This window comes from Gottfriedia acidiceleris (assembly GCF_050457485.1).
In the GTDB taxonomy this organism is placed as follows: domain Bacteria; phylum Bacillota; class Bacilli; order Bacillales; family Bacillaceae_G; genus Gottfriedia; species Gottfriedia acidiceleris_D.
Genome location: NZ_JBCMJM010000022.1, coordinates 101,406 through 120,559, shown reverse-complemented (window position 1 = coordinate 120,559; position 19,154 = coordinate 101,406). Strand labels below are relative to the sequence as shown.

General features: G+C 34.5%; 18 protein-coding genes and 1 pseudogene. 8 read left to right on the top strand and 11 right to left on the bottom strand.

The window, feature by feature from the left end; all coding sequences use genetic code 11:
• Positions 1–417: 417 nt before the first annotated feature.
• Positions 418–1,425, bottom strand: coding sequence for a GTP 3',8-cyclase MoaA (moaA, locus tag ABEY15_RS21735; protein ID WP_429892135.1), 1,008 nt, complete (start codon positions 1,423–1,425; stop codon positions 418–420).
• Between the two features lie 351 nt (positions 1,426–1,776).
• Between moaA and ABEY15_RS21730 the strand changes: the two are divergent.
• The 5 genes and pseudogenes from ABEY15_RS21730 (at position 1,777) to ABEY15_RS21710 (ending at position 6,423) form a co-directional block, all read left to right on the top strand.
• Positions 1,777–2,492: pseudogene (locus tag ABEY15_RS21730) on the top strand (Crp/Fnr family transcriptional regulator).
• A 389-nt stretch (positions 2,493–2,881) separates the two neighbouring features.
• Entirely contained in the window at positions 2,882–3,325 is a 444-nt protein-coding gene (locus ABEY15_RS21725) for a hypothetical protein (RefSeq protein ID WP_429892134.1), read from the top strand.
• 130 nt (positions 3,326–3,455) lie between these two features.
• Complete coding sequence (locus tag ABEY15_RS21720) at positions 3,456–4,964, top strand: nitrate/nitrite transporter (RefSeq protein WP_429892133.1); 1,509 nt, start codon at positions 3,456–3,458, stop codon at positions 4,962–4,964.
• Between the two features lie 180 nt (positions 4,965–5,144).
• Positions 5,145–5,669: a hemerythrin domain-containing protein gene (locus tag ABEY15_RS21715; RefSeq protein ID WP_429892132.1), complete on the top strand. Its 525-nt coding sequence runs from the start codon at positions 5,145–5,147 to the stop codon at positions 5,667–5,669.
• Between the two features lie 217 nt (positions 5,670–5,886).
• Positions 5,887–6,423, top strand: coding sequence for a hypothetical protein (locus ABEY15_RS21710; RefSeq protein WP_429892131.1), 537 nt, complete (start codon positions 5,887–5,889; stop codon positions 6,421–6,423).
• A gap of 335 nt (positions 6,424–6,758) precedes the next feature.
• Here ABEY15_RS21710 and ABEY15_RS21705 read toward each other — a convergent pair whose 3' ends face one another.
• From ABEY15_RS21705 to ABEY15_RS21690, 4 genes are read right to left on the bottom strand one after another with little or no spacing between them, the layout of a single operon-like run.
• Positions 6,759–7,292, bottom strand: coding sequence for a Rieske 2Fe-2S domain-containing protein (locus ABEY15_RS21705; protein ID WP_429892130.1), 534 nt, complete (start codon positions 7,290–7,292; stop codon positions 6,759–6,761).
• 27 nt (positions 7,293–7,319) lie between these two features.
• On the bottom strand, positions 7,320–7,862 hold the full coding sequence (locus ABEY15_RS21700; protein ID WP_098809554.1) for a 4Fe-4S dicluster domain-containing protein: 543 nt from the start codon (positions 7,860–7,862) through the stop codon (positions 7,320–7,322).
• A gap of 22 nt (positions 7,863–7,884) precedes the next feature.
• A complete protein-coding gene (gene fdhF / locus ABEY15_RS21695) occupies positions 7,885–10,011 on the bottom strand; it encodes a formate dehydrogenase subunit alpha (protein ID WP_429892129.1) in 2,127 nt (708 codons plus the stop codon).
• Positions 10,008–11,186 (bottom strand): MFS transporter, encoded by a 1,179-nt coding sequence (locus ABEY15_RS21690; protein ID WP_429892128.1) that lies wholly within the window; start codon positions 11,184–11,186, stop codon positions 10,008–10,010. The genes fdhF and ABEY15_RS21690 overlap by 4 nt, the downstream gene beginning before the upstream one ends.
• Positions 11,187–11,357: 171 nt before the next feature.
• Between ABEY15_RS21690 and ABEY15_RS21685 the strand changes: the two genes are divergently transcribed.
• Positions 11,358–12,119 (top strand): Mrp/NBP35 family ATP-binding protein, encoded by a 762-nt coding sequence (locus ABEY15_RS21685; RefSeq protein ID WP_429892127.1) that lies wholly within the window; start codon positions 11,358–11,360, stop codon positions 12,117–12,119.
• A 77-nt stretch (positions 12,120–12,196) separates the two neighbouring features.
• On the opposite strand, the gene ABEY15_RS21680 is transcribed toward ABEY15_RS21685, so the two are convergent.
• Positions 12,197–12,916 carry a YwiC-like family protein gene (locus ABEY15_RS21680; RefSeq protein ID WP_429892125.1) on the bottom strand — a complete coding sequence of 240 codons (720 nt, stop codon included), beginning with the start codon at positions 12,914–12,916 and terminating at the stop codon, positions 12,197–12,199.
• Between the two features lie 133 nt (positions 12,917–13,049).
• On the opposite strand from ABEY15_RS21680, the gene ABEY15_RS21675 reads away from it, so the two are divergent.
• Together ABEY15_RS21675 and ABEY15_RS21670 are read left to right on the top strand one after the other, a co-directional pair.
• The gene (locus ABEY15_RS21675; protein ID WP_429892123.1) at positions 13,050–14,150 is read left to right on the top strand and encodes a TIGR04053 family radical SAM/SPASM domain-containing protein; all 1,101 of its coding nucleotides are present in this window, start codon (positions 13,050–13,052) and stop codon (positions 14,148–14,150) included.
• Positions 14,151–14,166: 16 nt separating this feature from the next.
• Positions 14,167–14,859 carry a Crp/Fnr family transcriptional regulator gene (locus ABEY15_RS21670; protein ID WP_429892137.1) on the top strand — a complete coding sequence of 231 codons (693 nt, stop codon included), beginning with the start codon at positions 14,167–14,169 and terminating at the stop codon, positions 14,857–14,859.
• Positions 14,860–15,430: 571 nt separating this feature from the next.
• Here the strand turns inward: ABEY15_RS21670 and ABEY15_RS21665 are convergent.
• The 5 genes from ABEY15_RS21665 to ABEY15_RS21645 are packed head-to-tail and all read right to left on the bottom strand — an operon-like array spanning position 15,431 to position 19,127.
• A complete protein-coding gene (locus ABEY15_RS21665; RefSeq protein WP_429892122.1) occupies positions 15,431–15,613 on the bottom strand; it encodes a tautomerase family protein in 183 nt (60 codons plus the stop codon).
• A 6-nt stretch (positions 15,614–15,619) separates the two neighbouring features.
• A complete protein-coding gene (locus ABEY15_RS21660; protein WP_429892121.1) occupies positions 15,620–16,390 on the bottom strand; it encodes a 2-keto-4-pentenoate hydratase in 771 nt (256 codons plus the stop codon).
• A 15-nt stretch (positions 16,391–16,405) separates the two neighbouring features.
• On the bottom strand, positions 16,406–17,425 hold the full coding sequence (dmpG, locus tag ABEY15_RS21655; protein ID WP_429892119.1) for a 4-hydroxy-2-oxovalerate aldolase: 1,020 nt from the start codon (positions 17,423–17,425) through the stop codon (positions 16,406–16,408).
• Positions 17,426–17,455: 30 nt separating this feature from the next.
• Positions 17,456–18,337, bottom strand: coding sequence for an acetaldehyde dehydrogenase (acetylating) (locus tag ABEY15_RS21650; protein ID WP_429892117.1), 882 nt, complete (start codon positions 18,335–18,337; stop codon positions 17,456–17,458).
• Positions 18,338–18,350: 13 nt separating this feature from the next.
• A complete protein-coding gene (locus ABEY15_RS21645; RefSeq protein WP_429892136.1) occupies positions 18,351–19,127 on the bottom strand; it encodes a 2-keto-4-pentenoate hydratase in 777 nt (258 codons plus the stop codon).
• Positions 19,128–19,154 lie beyond the last annotated feature (27 nt).

The following is a 19,154-nucleotide window of genomic DNA, read 5'->3' as shown; positions in this document are numbered from 1 at the left end:
CTTCCCGCTTATCCCATAGGAGTCGAGCATCCCTCCATTCCAATCAACTTATTCATCAAAAAAAGTCTGCAATAAATCCTAATCAAATAGCCTTTACTTAGAGTAACCCAACAGTTGTTTATTAATCAGATTGTAGGTCAATTAATATCGAACACTAATTAAACTAAAACTAAATCAATTGAATTTGTTTTTCTAAAAATTAGATCATAATTTTTTAACATCTGAAAAAAAAACCATTTCTAGTGTTATTGGCATCATAAAATTGCTCAAACATATTAACATTTAAAAACATTAAAAGATCATCCAAAAAAATGATAATTTCATCACTAATAAATGTTCATTTAATGTCCGTTTTCCCTATTGACCATTTTATATTTCAACACTCTGAAAAAACAACTATTGAAAAATAGTTGTTTTTTATCCACCAATATATGACATTTCAATTTTACGATTTTTATGACTTTCTTCTGTACGGATCTCAGAGTATCTGTCATCTCTTTTTTCCCATATTGATTGAATTGTTGTTGAAATGTAATTATCTGTAACGCCGGTACGCAACATTTTTCTTAAGTCATACCCTTCTGAGGCGAATAGACAGGTGTATAGCTTTCCATCTGTAGATAGACGGGCTCTCGTGCATGAACCGCAGAAAGTTTCTGTAACTGATGAGATAAATCCGACCTCAGTATTCGTTCCTTTATATCGATATCGTTTTGCTACCTCACCAATGAAATCCTGCTCTACGGGCTCCAACTGATATTGTTCTTTGATTATATCGAATAATTGCTTCTTTGAGATAACGTCTTTAAAATTCCATCCATTAGTACATCCTACATCCATATACTCTATAAATCGTAATGTAATATTTTTTTCTTTAAAAAAACGAACCATTGGTAATACTTCAGTATCATTTAGACCTTTCTTTACTACCATATTTACTTTGACTTCTAGCCCGGCTTCCCTAGCTACAAAAATTCCGTTTAAAACTGTGGAAACCCTAGTATTCATATTATTAATCTTCATAAAAACTTTATCATCAAGAGAATCTAAACTCACATTTACGCGGCAAATTCCTGCTTCTTTAAGTGCTTTGGCGTTTTTGGCCAAAAATACACCATTTGTTGTTAAAGTCACGTACTTAATTCCATCAATTTCTGAAAGACACTTAACCAGAATTGGTAGATCTTTTCTTAAAAGAGGTTCCCCCCCTGTTAAACGAATCTTTTCCACACCTATTTTTGCAAATAATTTTGCTAATCGAACTATTTCCTCAAAGGAAAGGATTTCATCTTTACTCATAAAAGGATAATCAATCCCAAAAATCTCTTTAGGCATACAGTAACTGCATCTAAAGTTACATCGGTCTGTTACAGATATTCTTAAATCTCGTAATGGACGATTGCGGGTATCGAGAATATTCGTCATTTTTTTCGCACCCCTTATTTTTTTGTACGAATTTTAGTTTATATTAGCATACAAAATTAATTCACCGTATGATGTATGTCACAATTCTGTTGTTTAAAATTTTCAAATTTATTGTTGTATTTATTTTCCTAAATACAACACCTTGTTGGACGTGTAACTGATCATTTTGCCACATGCAAGTCTAACCCACTACCCTATCAATTTTATTTATATTCGATCTCCCTAGAATATTGTTCTATGCTATTCAATAGCATGGTATTATAGTAATAAATGTAATACACAAAATACTTGTTTTCTAGATAAATACATTAATACATTGGTGTTCAACTATAACGGAGCGGAGATACTTTAATGGAAAATAATAATAATAGAAAAAGTGACCTTTCAATCGTTTCTGAAGATTTGGCTTCCTTATTACAGTCAATCGGATCAACTCGTTCAGTAAAAAAAGGCACCTTCTTATTTCAAGAAGGAGAAGATGCTAAAGAATTGTATCTAATTAAATCAGGAATGATCCAAATAAGTAAACTGACTCTATATGGTGATGAATTAAATCTTCGCATTTGTAAAAAAGATGACTTAATTGGTGAATTGACTCTATTTTCAGAGAATGCGAGTTATATGCTTAGCGCTTACGCTCTAGAGGCAGCAGAAGTGCAGGTCATTCCTAAAGATATCTTAGAGAAAAAACTAATTAACCATGCTCCTTTGACTTTTGAATTTATGAAATGGATTTCTACTCACCTTAGAAAAAATCAATCAAAGATTCGAGACTTAGTATTAAATGGTAAAAAAGGCGCACTTTATTCCACACTCATCCGTATATCGAACTCTTACGGGGAATTACAAGAAAACGGAATTCTGCTTAACATTCATCTTACCAATCAAGACTTAGCTAAGTTTTGTGCTGCTACTAGAGAAAGTGTTAATCGGATGCTAAGCGATTTAAAGAAAAAAATGTTATTAGTTATTCTTCCGATGGAAAAATTATCATCAAAGACTTACAATTTCTTAAAAATGAAATTGGCTGTGATAACTGTCCAAAAGATATTTGTAACATAGATTAGTTCTCTATAAGACTATATAATTATTAAGCTGTATGCTTTTGTCCTTATTATAGTTTTTTAAAAACGTGATATTTAGTAGCCTTAACTTAGATTCTAAATAGTTAAGGCTATTTAATTTTTTTCGATTAGTTGTAATTCTATATGAAATAGATCGGTATACCTTATATTCCACTTGTTTTCTCACTCCATAATCCCCTTAATGATTAAAATAAATTCTTTTTAATATACACCCTAAAAATTTATGAATAAAGCACAATAACTTTAACTGATTTCACAACATCTTGCCGCTATTATTTGAGCTATTTGTGTGAAAAGAGTCACAGTTTAGCTCAAATTGTTTTTATATAATGATGAAAATATACCGTCTTGTAATTTAGGGGGAGAAAAAATTGTATAAACTGGATTATTTGCTTTATTTGAAAAGCCTCTGTTTGTTTCAAGATATCGACCATAACCTTTTAAAAAAAATATTTGATGCATCCAAGCTATACTTTAGAGAAACAAATGAAAATATACATATTCACAATGAACATAATATGATTATCATATTAGCCGGAAATGTAAATGTTCATATGAAAGAATCAAGTGGACTTCAATATAGAATTGGCTACTTAAAATCAAGTGATGTTTGCTTGCCTAGTATCTTTCTTCATACTCATGTTAATAATTCCATTATTCTTGAAGTTACCCAATCTTCGGCATATATAGAAGTCCCATTTTTATTTATAAGAAACTTGTCCATTAAAGAGCCTGTTTTAAATCGTAATATTTTGCGCTCTTTAAATAAAAGTCTTCGAGGTACTTACGAAGAAATTTTCAATTTGATGAGTTAACGAATCGTTTAAAATAAGTTATTCATCTTCGCCTCATTTGTGTGATGTAGTTCACAACATTGCTTTCTATTGATTGGTAATATTTAGTTAGTAAATTTTATTATTGATTCATAGAAAGGGGAAACATTATATGAAAAGTTCTAAAATTCAATTACCTCTTCAAACATCAAGTCTCATCGTTGGGTTCATGGTATGGGTAATCATTTCTTCACTTATGCCAAATATTCGCCAAGATATTGAATTAACAAATGGTCAAGTCGCTTTAGTCACTGCCATCCCTGTAATATTAGGAAGCATCCTTCGTATTCCAATCGGGTATTACACAAATCGATTTGGAGCTAGACTCATTTTCACGATCTGTTTTATTGCTCTTTTATTTCCTGTATTCTTCATTAGTCAAGCCGATTCACTTTTAGATTTAGTTATTGGGGGATTGTTTATTGGTATAGGTGGTGCAACCTTTTCAATCGGAGTAACAGCATTACCAAAGTATTACCCTTCAAATAAACATGGTTTTGTGAACGGAATCTATGGATCTGGTAATATCGGTACAGCAATTACAGCATTTTCTGCACCTGTTTTGTCTAAATCATTTGGTTGGGAAACAACAGTCAGATTTTATTTAGTATTACTAATAGCGTTTGCCATATTAAATTTTCTGTTTGGTGATAAAAATGAGAAGAAAGTAAATATTCCGATTGTGAAGCAGGTAAAAGAGGTTTATCGTAACTCTACTTTATGGTCACTTAATTTATTCTATTTCATTACCTTCGGATCATTTGTTGCTTTTACAATCTATTTACCAAATTTCTTAGTTAATAATTTTAATTTAAGCCCTGTTGACGCTGGTATACGTACGGCTGGATTCATTGCTCTAGCAACATTTTTCCGACCAATCGGTGGCTTTCTTTCAGATAAATTCAATCCTTTCAACATATTATTGTTTGTCTTTGGTGGATTAACATTCTCAGGAGTTCTATTATCTTTTTCTCCTACTATTAAACTATACACAGTAGGGGTTTTATTAGTAGCAGTTTGTGCAGGAATCGGAAACGGTACAATCTTTAAATTAGTGCCACTTTACTTTACAAAACAAGCCGGAATTGTAAATGGTTTAGTTGCTGCTATGGGAGGTTTAGGCGGCTTCTTCCCTCCATTAATTTTAACAACTGTGTTTAGCTTGACAGGACATTATGCGATTGGATTTATGGCATTATCTGAGTTTGCGCTTCTCAGTTTCGTTATTGTAGTATGGATGACTTTCCGTGAAAAATTAAAAACGGAATATAAAATATTAGAAAATACAGCCCAAGCAATGATGGTTACAAATGAACAAGGAGTAATTAAAAAAGTAAATCCTTCCTTCACTAAAGTGACAGGCTACAATAAAGAAGAAATCATTGGGAAAAAGCCAAGTATCCTTCAATCGGGACATCACAACAAAGCATTCTATGCACAACTTTGGAAACAGCTCAAAGATCAAGGTAATTGGCAAGGTGAAATTTGGAACAAGCGTAAAAATGGTGAAGTTTATTTAGAATGGCTGACGATCACTCAAGTGTGTAACGATAATGGGAAAGTGATTTATTATATTGGTCAATTTAGTGATATATCCACAAGTAAGAGTAAAATAAACTAACTTAAAATGTAGTTTATCCTATATCTATAACTTGTCAAAAACATCACTGAAGCAGATAAAAGAAACCGTCTATTTAGTTTTCCAAAAATCCCCATTTCAAATGTGAGTAGAATCACATCACTGTCAGTCAATATTTTATATTATTAAGTTAGTAAATAACTCTATTTGGAGGAAAAAAATATGTTTGAATGTCATAATATGATTGGAAATAATAATCAAGTAGAATTATGTGAAGCCTTACAGTTACTTAAGGATGAACATGCTGGATTAAATGTTCAGAAGTTGGATTTATTTGAAAGCTCAAATGCATTGATAAATGAAAGTTTGCTAGAAAATAAATTAAAAAAACTAGAAGAACTACGCTCCAAAGTCATGACATTTATAGCCATTCTAGATCCTCACTCACAAAAAGAAGAAGGTCATTTATTTGAATTAATGGCTAAACATATTGGAAGGGAAAATGGCCCTATTGCAGTAATGGAAATGGAACATGATCAGGCGAAAAGTTTAATAAGACAATTCCTCACTAAAACAGAGGTCATAAGTATTAACAGTAACTTTGATGAAATTTGTAATCTAGTAATTGAAGCTTATCATGTATTAACTTCACATTTTATGAAAGAAGAACAGGTGCTGTTTCCTATGGCTCAAAACATCCTGTCTGAAAGTGAAAAAAATTGTTTATTAGATGTTATAAAAGACTGAATCTAATGGTTTGGTGCGACCTGATACTTTAATAAAAAACACATAAGGTGGTCCTATTAATTGGGACCACTTTCTTTTTGTGTGATGAACTATGTTTATCATACGTATCCCCCACTTACCTGTAATAAATGTCACAGTATCTTTCCTCGTTATCTTCTATAATAATAGTGAATAAATCGATAGAAAGAGATAAAGTTCACAGGAGGTTATATTCATCATGTTAACTATTGAATTACACACAATTAGCCCAGATAAATCTATAGAACATACTCTACATATGAAAGGGTTTAGAATACAAGAAGGAACGTATTTTTACACTAACAGTAACATTAAATTAAAAGGAGTCATAGATTCAAATAAAAGATCTTTAAAAATCAATTTCTCCCCACAATTAAATCTAAAACAATTTACAATCGTACACCATATTATTAAGAATCTTATTCTAGCTCTTAATGCTGAATATAATGATTCTCAAAGTCTATTAGGCTACTTAACAAATGGAGAAGGAGCATACATCATTACAAATTGGGACTATTGGGTCGCCTTTCTTCAAAAAGCGAAACTACGTAGTTTAGAAGGCAAAAAAGTACGAGTATTCGATGTAACAAACAAAGAAATTGCCTCTGGTATGTTTATTAGCTACAAGATGGTTGATCAGTCTTCAAATATTACAGAATGTACATTGATTACACACTTTGGCGAGAGATCCTTTAAAGGAAGCAATTTATTAATTGAAGCAACAAACGAATGGTAACTGAAAATACTTAACATATTTTAAAGCGCAAACTCTATTATTGATCTGTTTTTTGTATATAGTAAAATCCACAAAAAAAATCCCCCAGTTATTTTTAACCGGGGGATTTTTATTATTACTTTCCTGCATACACTCTATCTGTTAACCTTGATTATTTTCGATATTCTTTCTTCCTCCATTTTAAGTAAGTAAGAAAGCAAACTATAGCAGAAAGAACTCCTATAACAGAAAATAACCTAACATGTTCATAATTTTCACCATAAAAAGACTCAATCGTCCATTGAAGCATCACTACGTTAACAATTAAAGTTATAAATATGATTATCCAATATTTTTTATGAACCATGACGGACTTTCCTTCCAACTGCGTAAACAACTCCATTTTTTACTTCTAACTCAATCAGTGGTAATTCTCGCTGAGGTGGACCAGCTAGAGGCTGACCATTGTCCACGCTAAAGAATCCTCGGTGACAAGGGCACAATAGCTTTGATTCTTCCTTATCATAAAAAACAGGGCATTGTAAATGAGTGCATTTATTATTATAGGCCTTTAGATTACCATCTTTTGTGTGTACTAGTATCGCAGGTTCATCTGCTGTTGGATAATTAAAGTTTATTGAACTATCTTTTGGTAAGTCTTTCAAACTGATAATCTTTTGTCTGTTTAAATCTTCTTTCTTGTTATTAAGGGCAATAGCTGAAAATGGAACAGTTGCTAAACCAAGAGTAACAGAAGCACCTACAACGGATTTCAGAAAGGATCTTCTGTTTAATTTTAAATCTTCATTTCTGTTTAAGTTATCGATTAAGTTAATCATATCATCATTTGTTTCTTTTACATTTCGTTTACCTTTATTTTCTTGAGGCATAGGTACGTCTCCTTTCGCCTTATGTTGTTATTCTGTATACACTCCAAAGAATTCTGGAACATATTCCCACTTATTTCCTTCTTGTGGTTTTTTACCTTCAACGAGATTCATCTGAGATCTTTTTCTGCGCAGCTGCTGCATTTCATCAAAGTCAATAAAACGAATCGCATCACTAGGACATACAGAAGCACACATTGGTGCAATATCGTATTTTGAGCGATCGTAGCACATGTCACATTTGTACATTTTATTTTCTTCAAAATCGAACTTTGGAATACCGAACGGACATCCAAAAGTACAATTTCTACATCCTATACATTTCTCTTCCATTGCTGAAAGAACTACACCTTCCTCTGTTATTTGAATGGCATTCGCGGGACAAACTCGTGCACAGGCTGGATCTTTACATTGCATACAAAGCATCGGATAGGTTTGTCGACTTTCCATGAAATCAACATATTCCACATAGTTTCTTTCTTTTGCGTCATGATCACCGCATTCTCGGCAAGCTGCTTGACATGAACGACATCCAATACATCGCTCAAATTCTAAATACATGATTTTATTCATCGATCCCGACCCCTTTCAAAAGTTATTTATATTTCTCAATCTTCAGTGAGCATACTTTAAATTCTGGCATTCGCGAAATTGGATCTAAACAAGGATTAGTTAATTGATTGACCGCTAATTCTTTCCCCCAATGATAAGGAACAAATACCGTATCGCTTCTCGTTGCTTTTGTTAATTTCGTTTTTACAACCATATGGGAGCGCGGTGTGATCAGTTTTACAAGATCGCCATTCTCCAATCCATATTGGCTTGCAAGTGCCGGATGCATCTCAGCAAATGGTTCAGGACATTGTTCCATAAGGAACTTGACTCTCCTTGTTTGTGCACCAGATAAATAGTGAAACACTACCCTTCCTGTAGTTAAGAACAATGGATACTCCATCGTTGGAGTTTCACCTGCTTCTTTCCATTCAACACTTGGGAGGTTTGCTTTACCATCTGGCGTTCCAAACTGCTCTGTAAACATCGTTGGAGTTCCTGGATGATCTTCAGAAGGACAAGGCCAAAACACTCCGTCTTCTTTATCAATTCGATCCCATGTTATTCCGTAGTAGTCTGCTTTCCCACCTTTAGTGGCTAAGCGAAACTCTTCAAAGATTTCTTCAGCATTTTTATATGGAAAATATTTACCTTTGCCCATTCGTTCGGCAATTAAGCTAACAATCTCCCAATCTGGCTTTGATTCACCTAAAGGCTCACGCACTTTACGGATTCGGATCACTCGGCCTTCGAGGTTTGTTGTTGTTCCGTCATCCTCTGCCCAAGTAGTGGCTGGTAATACTACGTCAGCAAACTCTGCTGTTTCAGATAAGAAGAAATCACTGACAACTAAGAAATCAAGCTTCCTGAACCCGTTCCAAATATGTTCTAGATTCGGTGCAGAGACTGCAGGGTTACTACAAATAACATGCATACCACGAATGTTACCTTTTTGAATTTCATCAAACAGTTCATAAGCAGAAACACCAGGCTTTGGCATTTCGCTTGGATCGATGCCCCATACTTTTGATACATACTTCACCGCTTCTGGGTCTGTTAGCTTCCTATATCCTGGTAAAAGGTCGGCTTTTTGCCCGTGCTCTCTTCCGCCTTGACCATTTCCCTGTCCAGTAAAAGTAGCAACCCCGGAAGCAAATTTACCTATTTGTCCCCTAAGCAGTGCCATCGATGTATAAAGTGAAACGTTATCTACACCTTTTGACTGTTGCTCAACACCTCTTGCAAACATAACAACTGATTTTTGAGATAGTCCATAAATATGAGCAGCTCTTACAATCTTCCCAATCGACACGCCTGTTATCTTTGAAGTATATTCGGGTGTAAACTTTTCAACTGTTTTCTTTAGTTCTTCAAAATTATTACATCTTTCATTTACATAGCCTTGATCTACATAGCCATTTTTAATAAGTAAATGAAGCATTCCGTTCGCCAATGCAGAATCTGTTCCCGGCTTAAGATCCAAATGTACATCTGCAACACGCGCTGTTGGAGTCTCTCGCGGATCTGCCACAATCAGTTTAGCTCCCTTGTCCTTTGCTCTCCACAACCATTGAATGCTCGTAGGATGACACTCGGCTGTATTAGAACCAGCGATAAAGAAACAATCTGTATGTTCTAATTCAGGCCACGGAAGAGTCGAACCTCTGTCAGTTCCTAGTGTCTTGAGGAATCCTCCTGCAGCAGAACTCATACAGAATCGACCATTGTAATCGATAAACCTTGTACCGAGACCAACTCTCGCATATTTACCTACTAAATAACATTTTTCATTTGTCATTGATACTCCACCAAAAACAGATAAAGCATCCTTTCCACTTTCTTTTTGTATTCGAGTAAAGTTTTCTGCAATAAGGTCTAGCGCTTCATTCCAAGTAGCTTTAACAAATTCGCCATTTTTCTTAATAAGTGGAGTAAGGATTCGTTCATCGTGCTCAACAGTTTGGTATGCGGTTACTCCTTTTGGACACATTTTCCCTCTTGTAACTGGCCAGTCATACCTTGGCTCTACCCCTACTACCTTTCCTGACTTCTCATTTACACGTATATGCATACCACACTGCATTCCACAGTAACAACAATGGGTAGTAATTAATTTTTCTCCTGGTTTATGAAGGTTTTTAACACCTTCTTTGGCAATGTATTGGCTCATTTTTCACTACCTCCTTCTTTATATTGATTAAGATCTTTTTGTACTTCCTCTGGAAAACGATAATAGTCATCAGATCTCTTTTTGCTAAAACCAGACATTTGAATTCCATTAAGTGTAGATATTGGATTACTGCTCTTAAGATGTGGCTCTGAATTTAGTTGTTTCATGACTCTAATTCTTCTTCGGCATGGTAAACAATAGTCTGAGAGATAACTTCTATCTTCTAGTTGTAAATCAAAGCTTTGGACAGCTAATATATCTTTTACATCGCTGATTTGATCATCAGAACTATAAGGTGTCCCACATCTTTTACATGGCCTCGTATCTACCCTTAGTTCTTGTTGATAGTTCATTGGAACTGCTGTTGCTAATGGACGGATCGGTAAATGAAATAACTTTCCGAATGGAAAATAGATAAGTAAAATAACGACTGTCAATTGGTGAATAAGTGTTAAATAATGATGCATCCAACCATCTAAAAGTACATATGAGACAGTTAATAGAAGTCCTGTCACTGTTACAGCTAGTAGTAAATATAAAGGTAATAAATCAAATTCAGCTCTTTGTGTCACCTTCACATCTTGACTCATAATTCTTCTTACAATCGCCATGATTACTCCAATAAGAACCATACTAGCTGTAATGTTTAACCCGTTGTAAACCATTTCAGCGAATAGACCGTGTGCTGCCATTGTAATGGTATCTACACCCATAACAACAATCGTGTATGTATTTGGATCAACGAGCTCAAAGTGCATCCAGCCAAATGTCAAACCAAAGGTGATTGCAAAGGAACCGATGCATCCCCAAGAAATTAGAAAATGCTGTATACCTCTGTAAATTCCCCTTTTAAAGATAAATTTCTGTAAGAAAATATTTTCAAATGCTGTTTTAGTGATCGATAATAAATTGCGTTTTTTTCTAGTATTTTCTTTTAAATTTTTCAAACTACGCTTTATAACTTGATGTGTTGCCGGCCTGATAAGCCATGCTGACATCCTGATCGTTAAGCCTACTGCAAAAATGAGCGAAGAAATAAAATAACCCATTAATGCCATATCGAAGTGTAAAAACCTGTCCGTTCCAACCCACGTTGTAAAGAGTAGAAACAAAATAATGAAAAATGAAAACATACTGCTTTTTGAATAAAATGAGCGTTCGAGCGGCTTTCTCATCTCATGTTCAACCTCCATGTGACTTTTTTAACATCGAAGTGCCTGATAAATTGATAAAATTGGGTACATGATGAAGTCTTCTTCTTTGTCATAATTGTACAGAAAGTCTATTTCCAGGACTGTGAAGTACATCACACAATTGACCCTTAAAATTTAAAAAGAGGTGTGTACATGTTATCAGGTAATGTAATTGCTATTACAAGTGGAAAAGGTGGAGTAGGTAAATCAACCGTATCGACAAATCTTGCAGTTTCCCTTGCTAGACAAGGTAAAAGAGTTGCTTTAATTGACTTAGATATTTATGGATTTAGCATTCCTAAAATGATGAAAATCGACATCAGGCCAAAAACTTTTAACGGAAAAATCATCCCTGTGGAGTCACACGGAGTAAAAATTATATCGATGGGTTTTTTTATCAAAAATAACGATCCGGTTGTTTGGAGAGGCCCTATGCTAGGAAAAATGGTTGAGCATTTCAGTAAAGATGTCATTTGGGGTGAATTAGACTATTGCATTTTAGACATGCCTCCAGGGACCGGTGATATTGCACTCGATATGCATCACATCATTCCTCAAAGTAAAGAAATTATTGTCACTACCCCTCATCAAACGGCATCAATTGTCGCCGAGAGAGCAGGTACGATGGCCCTAAAAGCGAACCATGATATTCTTGGAGTAGTTGAAAATATGTCTTACTTCCAACCTAAAGAAGGATCCGAAAAGTACTATATATTCGGAAAAGGCGGAGGCGATTTATTAGCAGATCGATTAGGAAGAAAGGTACTTGCTAAACTTCCGATTGAGGAAGTTATCGAAAATTCACCTACTCCGTCCATTTATGATGAGAATACTAGTTTGTTTCATCATTATAACGAGTTAGCTACTACAATTAATCTGAAATTTAACGCTTTAAATGCTGTTATAAGGGATTGAAATATACTAAAATAGCGACTTCATTTAGTAGAAGTCGCTTTTGTATATTGAAACTTCGCAGTAAAAAAAAGCAGAATCTACAAAAACAGAAAACTAGTTACCACTAAGAATATGACAGAATTGATAATCTCAATGATTCCCAATTGCATAATAGTAAGTTTTTTATTATGCAAGGAAATTGCTCTTATTAAACTAGGAAAGAAAGGAAGAATCCAAAGCCAAGAATCTTTTAAAGTAAAAATTAATAATAAGACGATTAAATGGTATCCCCATGAATACCAACGGAATCTCTTATTCTTTTTTTCTCGAATCATTGATTTCACAAAAAATGTACTACCTAAAAAGAACAAAAATACTAAGAGTGCTACACTCCAGCCTTCGCTTGTAAGTACCCCCTTCCCTATATAAAAACTAGCCAATCCACCTATACAAAAAACGCTAATCGCAACAATGTCATTCGTAAAGGCTCGTTCGTTTTTTCTCTTAACGAAGTATATATTTAATAAAAAGAATGGAATCATCGCTAAACCGAAGTATATCAATCTCCACTCTGCAAACATCACGAGTCCTAAAAATACGAATGAAATGAAAAAATAACCTACCGCCCAATTAAAATAAAATGACACTTGTTTCCCTTTGATCACCATAATTAAAGGATAGGTTGCAAGGTATAGAAAAAACCAACCTATAAATAAAGGGATATGAATTAAACGAAACGAACTCGCGACAACTCCAAGTATATAAGGAATTAATAGCATTGCCCAAGCACCGTGTTGTTTTGGAACTATTATTTTCACAATATAGCACCCTCTTTACTTATTATTCTTACATCATACTGAAACAATTTTGGGGGTTCTGTGATATAGTTCACTAATCTTTCAATTATTGTCCTGTATCATAAAGTAAAAACTTACAATGGGAGGAACATCTATGTTTGAGACTAATTTCGATAAGGACCCATTTATTGTGATATGGGAATTAACTAGAGCCTGTGAGCTCAATTGTCTTCATTGTAGAGCTGAAGCTCAGTACAAACGGCACCCTCTTGAACTTGACTTGGATGAAGGTAAAAAACTTATTAATGAAATTTATGAAATGAATAATCCAATGCTTGTATTCACCGGTGGCGACCCACTCATGCGACCTGACGTTTATGATCTTGCTTCTTACGCGATTCAAAAAGGTGTGCGCGTTTCCATGACACCTAGTGCTACGCCAAATGTAACAAAAGAAGCCATTGAAAGGGCAAAAGAAGTAGGTCTTGCTCGTTGGGCATTTAGCTTAGATGGTCCAACTGCCGAAATCCATGATCACTTCCGAGGTACTTCAGGATCATTCGATTTAACAATGAATGCAATTAAATACATTCACGAGTTAGAACTTCCATTACAAATTAACACTGTTATCTCGCGTTATAATATCGATTTCTTAGAAGAAATGGCAGATTTGATTCAACAATTAAATTGTGTACTGTGGAGTGTATTTTTCCTTGTTCCAACAGGAAGAGGCAAAGTAACTGACATGATTTCACCGGTAGAACACGAAAAAGTATTCCGTTGGCTAAATGAATTAAGCAAACGAGTACCTTTTGATATTAAAACAACTGCTGCACAGCACTATCGACGAGTAGTCATCTCAGAAAAAATAAGAAAAAATAAAGATACTCAAAAGAATATTCAATACCAAGATGCATTAAATGCTGGTAAAACAGGACAGTTTGACTTGGGTAGAGCACCAAGAGGCGTAAATGATGGAAATGGGATATTGTTTATTTCTCATATTGGTGACGTTTTCCCTAGTGGTCTGCTTCCCATTAAAGGCGGCAATGTAAGAGAAAAATCTCTTTCAGAAATCTACCGTTATTCTCCAATTTTTAAAGAATTAAGAAATCCTGATAAATATAAAGGAAAATGTGGAAAATGTGAATATCGCTATGTTTGCGGTGGATCTCGTTCTAGAGCTTATGCACTCACTGGTGATTACTTAGAAAGTGAGCCAGCATGTGTTTATATTCCTAAGGTTCAATCTTGAAAGGAGTATTCCAATGATAAAAAGAGATGATATTAAAAAGCATCTGCAAACAGTTCCATTATTTAAAGAGTTATCAGAAGAAGAGTTAGAACCTATTATCTCAATTTCTTCACCGAGAAAATATAACGCTCATTCCATCATTTTTATGCAAGACGAACTGTTAGACAGAGTATTCTTTATCCATACTGGTACAGTGAAAATTTATAAAACTGATGCGAATGGCAAAGAACAAATTGTATCTGTCCTCCAAGAGGGTGAAATGTTTCCTCATGCTGGCTTTTTCCGAAAAGGGACGTTTCCTGCAAATGCAGAAGTAATTGAAAATGCACAGCTAATCGTAACACCAATAAATGATTTTGAGAAAATTTTAATAAGTTATCCTGAACTATGTATAAAAATGTTTCGAGTATTGGGAGAAAAAATTGTTGATTTACAAAATCGTCTTGAAGAAAAAATACTTCACAATACATACGAACAAGTGATTATGCTTTTAATACGATTATCTAAATCAAATGGCGAGAAAATTGGAGACTCCTACAAACTCACAACCAAATTCACAAACACAGAACTAGCCAATATGATTGGAACTTCAAGGGAAACAGTAAGCAGAACTCTAACCCAGCTACGAAAAAAAGCTGCCATTTCACTTGATAGCAAAGATTTTTACGTCATTAATCTATGTAAATTAGAAGACGAAATCAATCATTAAGGATGTCAATCACAAATTAAGTTGAAACTTAGAATATCGTTTCTCTTAATTTATTGACATTTCTTAGTATTCATGAGAAATAGAAAAGCCCTCATCAGGGCTCTTCTGTTTCTCACTTTCTTCTAATTTTCGTACTCCATTTAATTCTCCAAACTATTTCACTGCCTTCTCATACTCTTGCTTAGGAACCCTACTTTTTTCTCTTACTTTTTTCAATAATTCCGTACTATTCAATTTAAGGAGCATTATACCAAGTAAAATTAAATCTGGTTCTTTTTGATTAAAAAATGCGAGTGCCTTTCACTTGATCGATTATAATCATCCTTTACTTGTTTTAAACGAAAGTAATGCGTTAGTTCAATTAGTTTATTTTATATAGACAACCTACCCTACAAAAATTGCAACTGCAATGTTCAGTACTCCTATTAACTTCATTTTTCTATTGTCATTTAGTAAATTATCGATTCTTTCCCTTTAGTTACACAAGAAAATCAAAATCTACTTTAACAGATCCTAAGATAAAAAAACTATTCTTTACAAGATAAAAAGCCCCTTAAAAAAGGGGCCTTTTCTATTCATCCTTCGCAACTCCACCGACGGACCAGTTTTCCTTTTGTATTTCGTTTATTAAGATCCTTACTTGTGGGGGCTGAACATCCAATGTACGACAAACAACTTCATTTAATTCTCTCATTAATTGTTTTTTTAATTCTGGACTTCTACCTTCAATCAGTTGAATTTGAATGATTGGCATAAAGTACTACCTCGTTACTTGTAGTGACATTGTCTCGATTCCATCAAAACGTGCTTCTACAACATCGCCCTCTTCAACGTGGATCGCTTCTGTAATACCGCCCGTTAAGATAATCATCCCTGGTTCAATTTGTTCGCCGTTTTTACTTAGCATCTGCACTAACTTTACGACAGATTCTACAGGATGATCTAGTACATCAGAGCTTACACCACTTTGTACTTTTACTCCATTTTTATATAATTCAACATTAATTTCATCCCAAGAAGTATATGTAGGTGAATATTGCTGTTTACCAATGATAAATTTTGATGAAGATGCATTATCTGCTACTACATCTGTTAACGTAAATGAGAAATTTTTATATCGACTATCGATTATTTCTAATGCAGGTACAATATACTCAGTTGCTTCCCATACATCTTTTGCTGTTACGTCATGTCCAAATAAGGGCTTGTTAATCATAAATGCGATTTCTGGCTCAACCCTCGGATGGATTGAACCTTCCATCTTTAATTCATTTTCTTCTAATTCCATCGATTTTGTTAAGCGTCCATAAATCGGCTCTTCAACATTAACAGATTTTTGTTTAGCAATACTTGTTAATCCCATTTTCCAACCAATTAATGGATCACCATTTTTAATCGCATTATCAATACTTAATTTTTGAATTTCATAAGCATTATTAACGTCTAATTCAGGATGTTCAATCGTAATTTTATCCATTTCTAGACCATTTTTTTGGTGCATATATATTTTATTCGCGATTTCAGTTATCATAAAACTCGTCTCCTCTCAAAAAACGGACAATTTTTTATTTGCTAACATACAAGCAACTTCTTGAATCATATCCTCTTGCCCACCGACTACTTTTTGTTTCCCTAATTCAATTAAGACATCTCTTGCATCAACATTCCATTTTTTAGCTGCTCGATTGGCATGTAATAGAAAACTAGAATACACTCCTGCATAGCCTAAAATTAGACTACCTTTAGTAATCTCTTGTGGTGTTTGAAGAATTGGTGCAACGATCTCCTCTGCTAAGTCCATCATCTTATAGAAATCAATTCCTGTCTTGATTCCTAATCGTTCTAATACACCAATTAACACTTCAGTTTGTGTATTTCCCGCTCCAGCACCTAAGCAGCGTACACTTCCATCAATTCTAGTAGCTCCTTCTTCAATCGCTACTAATGTATTTGCCATCGCTAGAGAAAGATTATTATGTGCATGGAATCCAACTTCAATATCAAGAGACCCTCGTAAAGCAGCAATTCGTTCTTTTACTTCATGTGGAAGAAACGCTCCTGCAGAGTCAACCATATATACAACATCCGCACCATAACTTTCCATCAATTTGGCTTGTTCAACTAATTTTTCAACTGGTGCCATATGGGACATCATTAAAAATCCGACAGTTTCTAATCCAAGCTCTTTAGACATAGAAATATGTTGTTTCGAAACATCAGCTTCAGTAACATGGGTAGCTATACGAGCCATCTTTGCTCCAATTTTTGCTGCCGTTTTTAATTCTTTTACTGTTCCAATACCAGGTAATAGTAAGACAGCAATCTTTGAGTGATTACATGAATTTACCGCTGCTTCGATCAATTCAAATTCATTTGTAGTTGATAAACCATATTGTAGTGAAGAACCACCTAAACCATCTCCATGTGATACTTCAATAAAAGGCATTTTTGCATCATCAAGAGCCTTCGCAATTCGAACGACTTGATCTACTGTATACGAATGAGCAATTGCATGACTTCCATCTCGAAGCGCTACTTCAGTTACAATGACTTCTTTTCCAAACATTGCACTCCCTCACTTTCTTTAGGCACTTTTTTAAACAGTTTTTACAGCTTCATATTGTGCAATCTCTTCTGCTACTTTTACTGCTGATGCAGTCATAATATCTAAGTTTCCTGCATAGCTAGGTAAGTAGTCCCCTGATCCTTGAACTTCTAAATAAACAGTTACAGTTGAACCATCTATAATTGGATCCATTCTTAAACGGTATCCTGGAACATACGCTTGAACCTTTTTCACCATTTGCTTAACGGATTGAATCATGCTTTCATGGTTAAAATCTTCATTCGTAACTTTGCAATAAACTGTATCTCTCATCATAATTGGTGGTTCTGTCGGGTTTAAAATAATGATCGCTTTTCCTTTTTTAGCTCCACCAATTTCTTCAAGTCCTCGAGCCGTTGTTACAGTAAATTCATCGATATTAGCACGTGTACCAGGACCGGCACTTCTTGAGCTAATTGTTGCAACGATTTCTGCGTACTCAACTTCTGCAATTTGACCTACCGCATGAACGATTGGGATCGTTGCTTGCCCACCACATGTTATTAAATTGACATTGCTTTCGATTATATGTGAACCTAAATTTACAGGTGGTACGACAAATGGCCCAATTGCCGCTGGCGTTAAATCAATCACCCGCTTCTTTAATTCACCAAGTACTTTTGCATGATGAAAATGAGCTTTTGCAGAAGTTGCATCAAACAATAAATCTGCCAGTTCTTTTCGTTCAATGAATCCTTGAATTCCATTATCGATTACTTCAATTCCTAATTCTTTTGCACGATTTAACCCATCAGATTCTGGATCAATTCCGATCATCGTTGTTAATTCTAGAAATGGATTATTCTGTAATTTCATCATTAAATCTGTTCCAATATTCCCCGAACCAATGATTCCGACTTTTAATTTATTCATAATTACACCTCATTTATTTAAATGAAATCGAGACGTCACCTAATAATGGAAATTTCGCAGTAAATAAGTCCCCAGCATTTACATTAATTGCAGCTGATAAAGCTCCTGATAAAATAATTTCTCCTGCATTTAGAGAGATTCCAAATTCACTTAATTTATTGGCTAACCATGCTACACAATGAATTGGGTTTCCTAACACTGCTTCTCCCTTACCTGAATTCATCAATTCTTCGTTACGATAAAATTCCATCGTTACATTCGGTAAGTCGATTTCCTTTACATCGAAACGCTCATTGCCAAGAACAAATAAGCATGATGATGCGTTATCGGCAACGGTATCCTCTAATCGAATTTTCCAATTTTCGATTCTACTATCAACTACCTCTAATGCTGGCACAATATAATCTGTTGCATTAACTACATCCTCAAATGTAATATTTGGACCGATTAAATCCTTTTTTAAGACAAATGCAATTTCAGCTTCTACTTTTGGTAAAATCATATTTGCAACTTGTACTTCACCGAAATTAGGAATATTCATATCTGTTAGTAAGTGACCGTAATCTGGTTCATCTACCCCTAATAACTCCTGCATGGCAATCGAAGTTAATCCAATTTTTTTACCGATAATTTTTTGCCCTTTTTTCAATTTTTCTTCGACATTTGTTAATTGAATTTGATAGGCTTCCCTTTCAGTTAATCCAGGAAAAATCTCAGTTAAAGCTTTTATACTAACCCCACTCTCTTCTGCTTCTTGTAGCAGAATCGTTAGCTCGTCTACACTAGTAATCTTCACCTTCTTTGGCCCCCTTTTTAT

Excerpts from the sequence above, each read along its gene's own strand:
- fdhF (WP_429892129.1), bottom strand. The coding sequence starts at position 10,011 with ATGAGCCAATACATTGCCAAAGAAGGTGTTAAAAACCTTCATAAACCA.
- ABEY15_RS21660 (WP_429892121.1), bottom strand. The coding sequence starts at position 16,390 with ATGATAACTGAAATCGCGAATAAAATATATATGCACCAAAAAAATGGT.
- moaA (WP_429892135.1), bottom strand. The coding sequence starts at position 1,425 with ATGACGAATATTCTCGATACCCGCAATCGTCCATTACGAGATTTAAGA.
- ABEY15_RS21705 (WP_429892130.1), bottom strand. The coding sequence starts at position 7,292 with ATGCCTCAAGAAAATAAAGGTAAACGAAATGTAAAAGAAACAAATGAT.
- ABEY15_RS21720 (WP_429892133.1), top strand. The coding sequence starts at position 3,456 with ATGAAAAGTTCTAAAATTCAATTACCTCTTCAAACATCAAGTCTCATC.
- ABEY15_RS21665 (WP_429892122.1), bottom strand. The coding sequence starts at position 15,613 with ATGCCAATCATTCAAATTCAACTGATTGAAGGTAGAAGTCCAGAATTA.
- ABEY15_RS21710 (WP_429892131.1), top strand. The coding sequence starts at position 5,887 with ATGTTAACTATTGAATTACACACAATTAGCCCAGATAAATCTATAGAA.
- ABEY15_RS21690 (WP_429892128.1), bottom strand. The coding sequence starts at position 11,186 with ATGAGAAAGCCGCTCGAACGCTCATTTTATTCAAAAAGCAGTATGTTT.
- ABEY15_RS21700 (WP_098809554.1), bottom strand. The coding sequence starts at position 7,862 with ATGAATAAAATCATGTATTTAGAATTTGAGCGATGTATTGGATGTCGT.
- ABEY15_RS21715 (WP_429892132.1), top strand. The coding sequence starts at position 5,145 with ATGTTTGAATGTCATAATATGATTGGAAATAATAATCAAGTAGAATTA.
- ABEY15_RS21650 (WP_429892117.1), bottom strand. The coding sequence starts at position 18,337 with ATGAATAAATTAAAAGTCGGAATCATTGGTTCGGGGAATATTGGAACA.
- dmpG (WP_429892119.1), bottom strand. The coding sequence starts at position 17,425 with ATGTTTGGAAAAGAAGTCATTGTAACTGAAGTAGCGCTTCGAGATGGA.
- ABEY15_RS21675 (WP_429892123.1), top strand. The coding sequence starts at position 13,050 with ATGTTTGAGACTAATTTCGATAAGGACCCATTTATTGTGATATGGGAA.
- ABEY15_RS21685 (WP_429892127.1), top strand. The coding sequence starts at position 11,358 with ATGTTATCAGGTAATGTAATTGCTATTACAAGTGGAAAAGGTGGAGTA.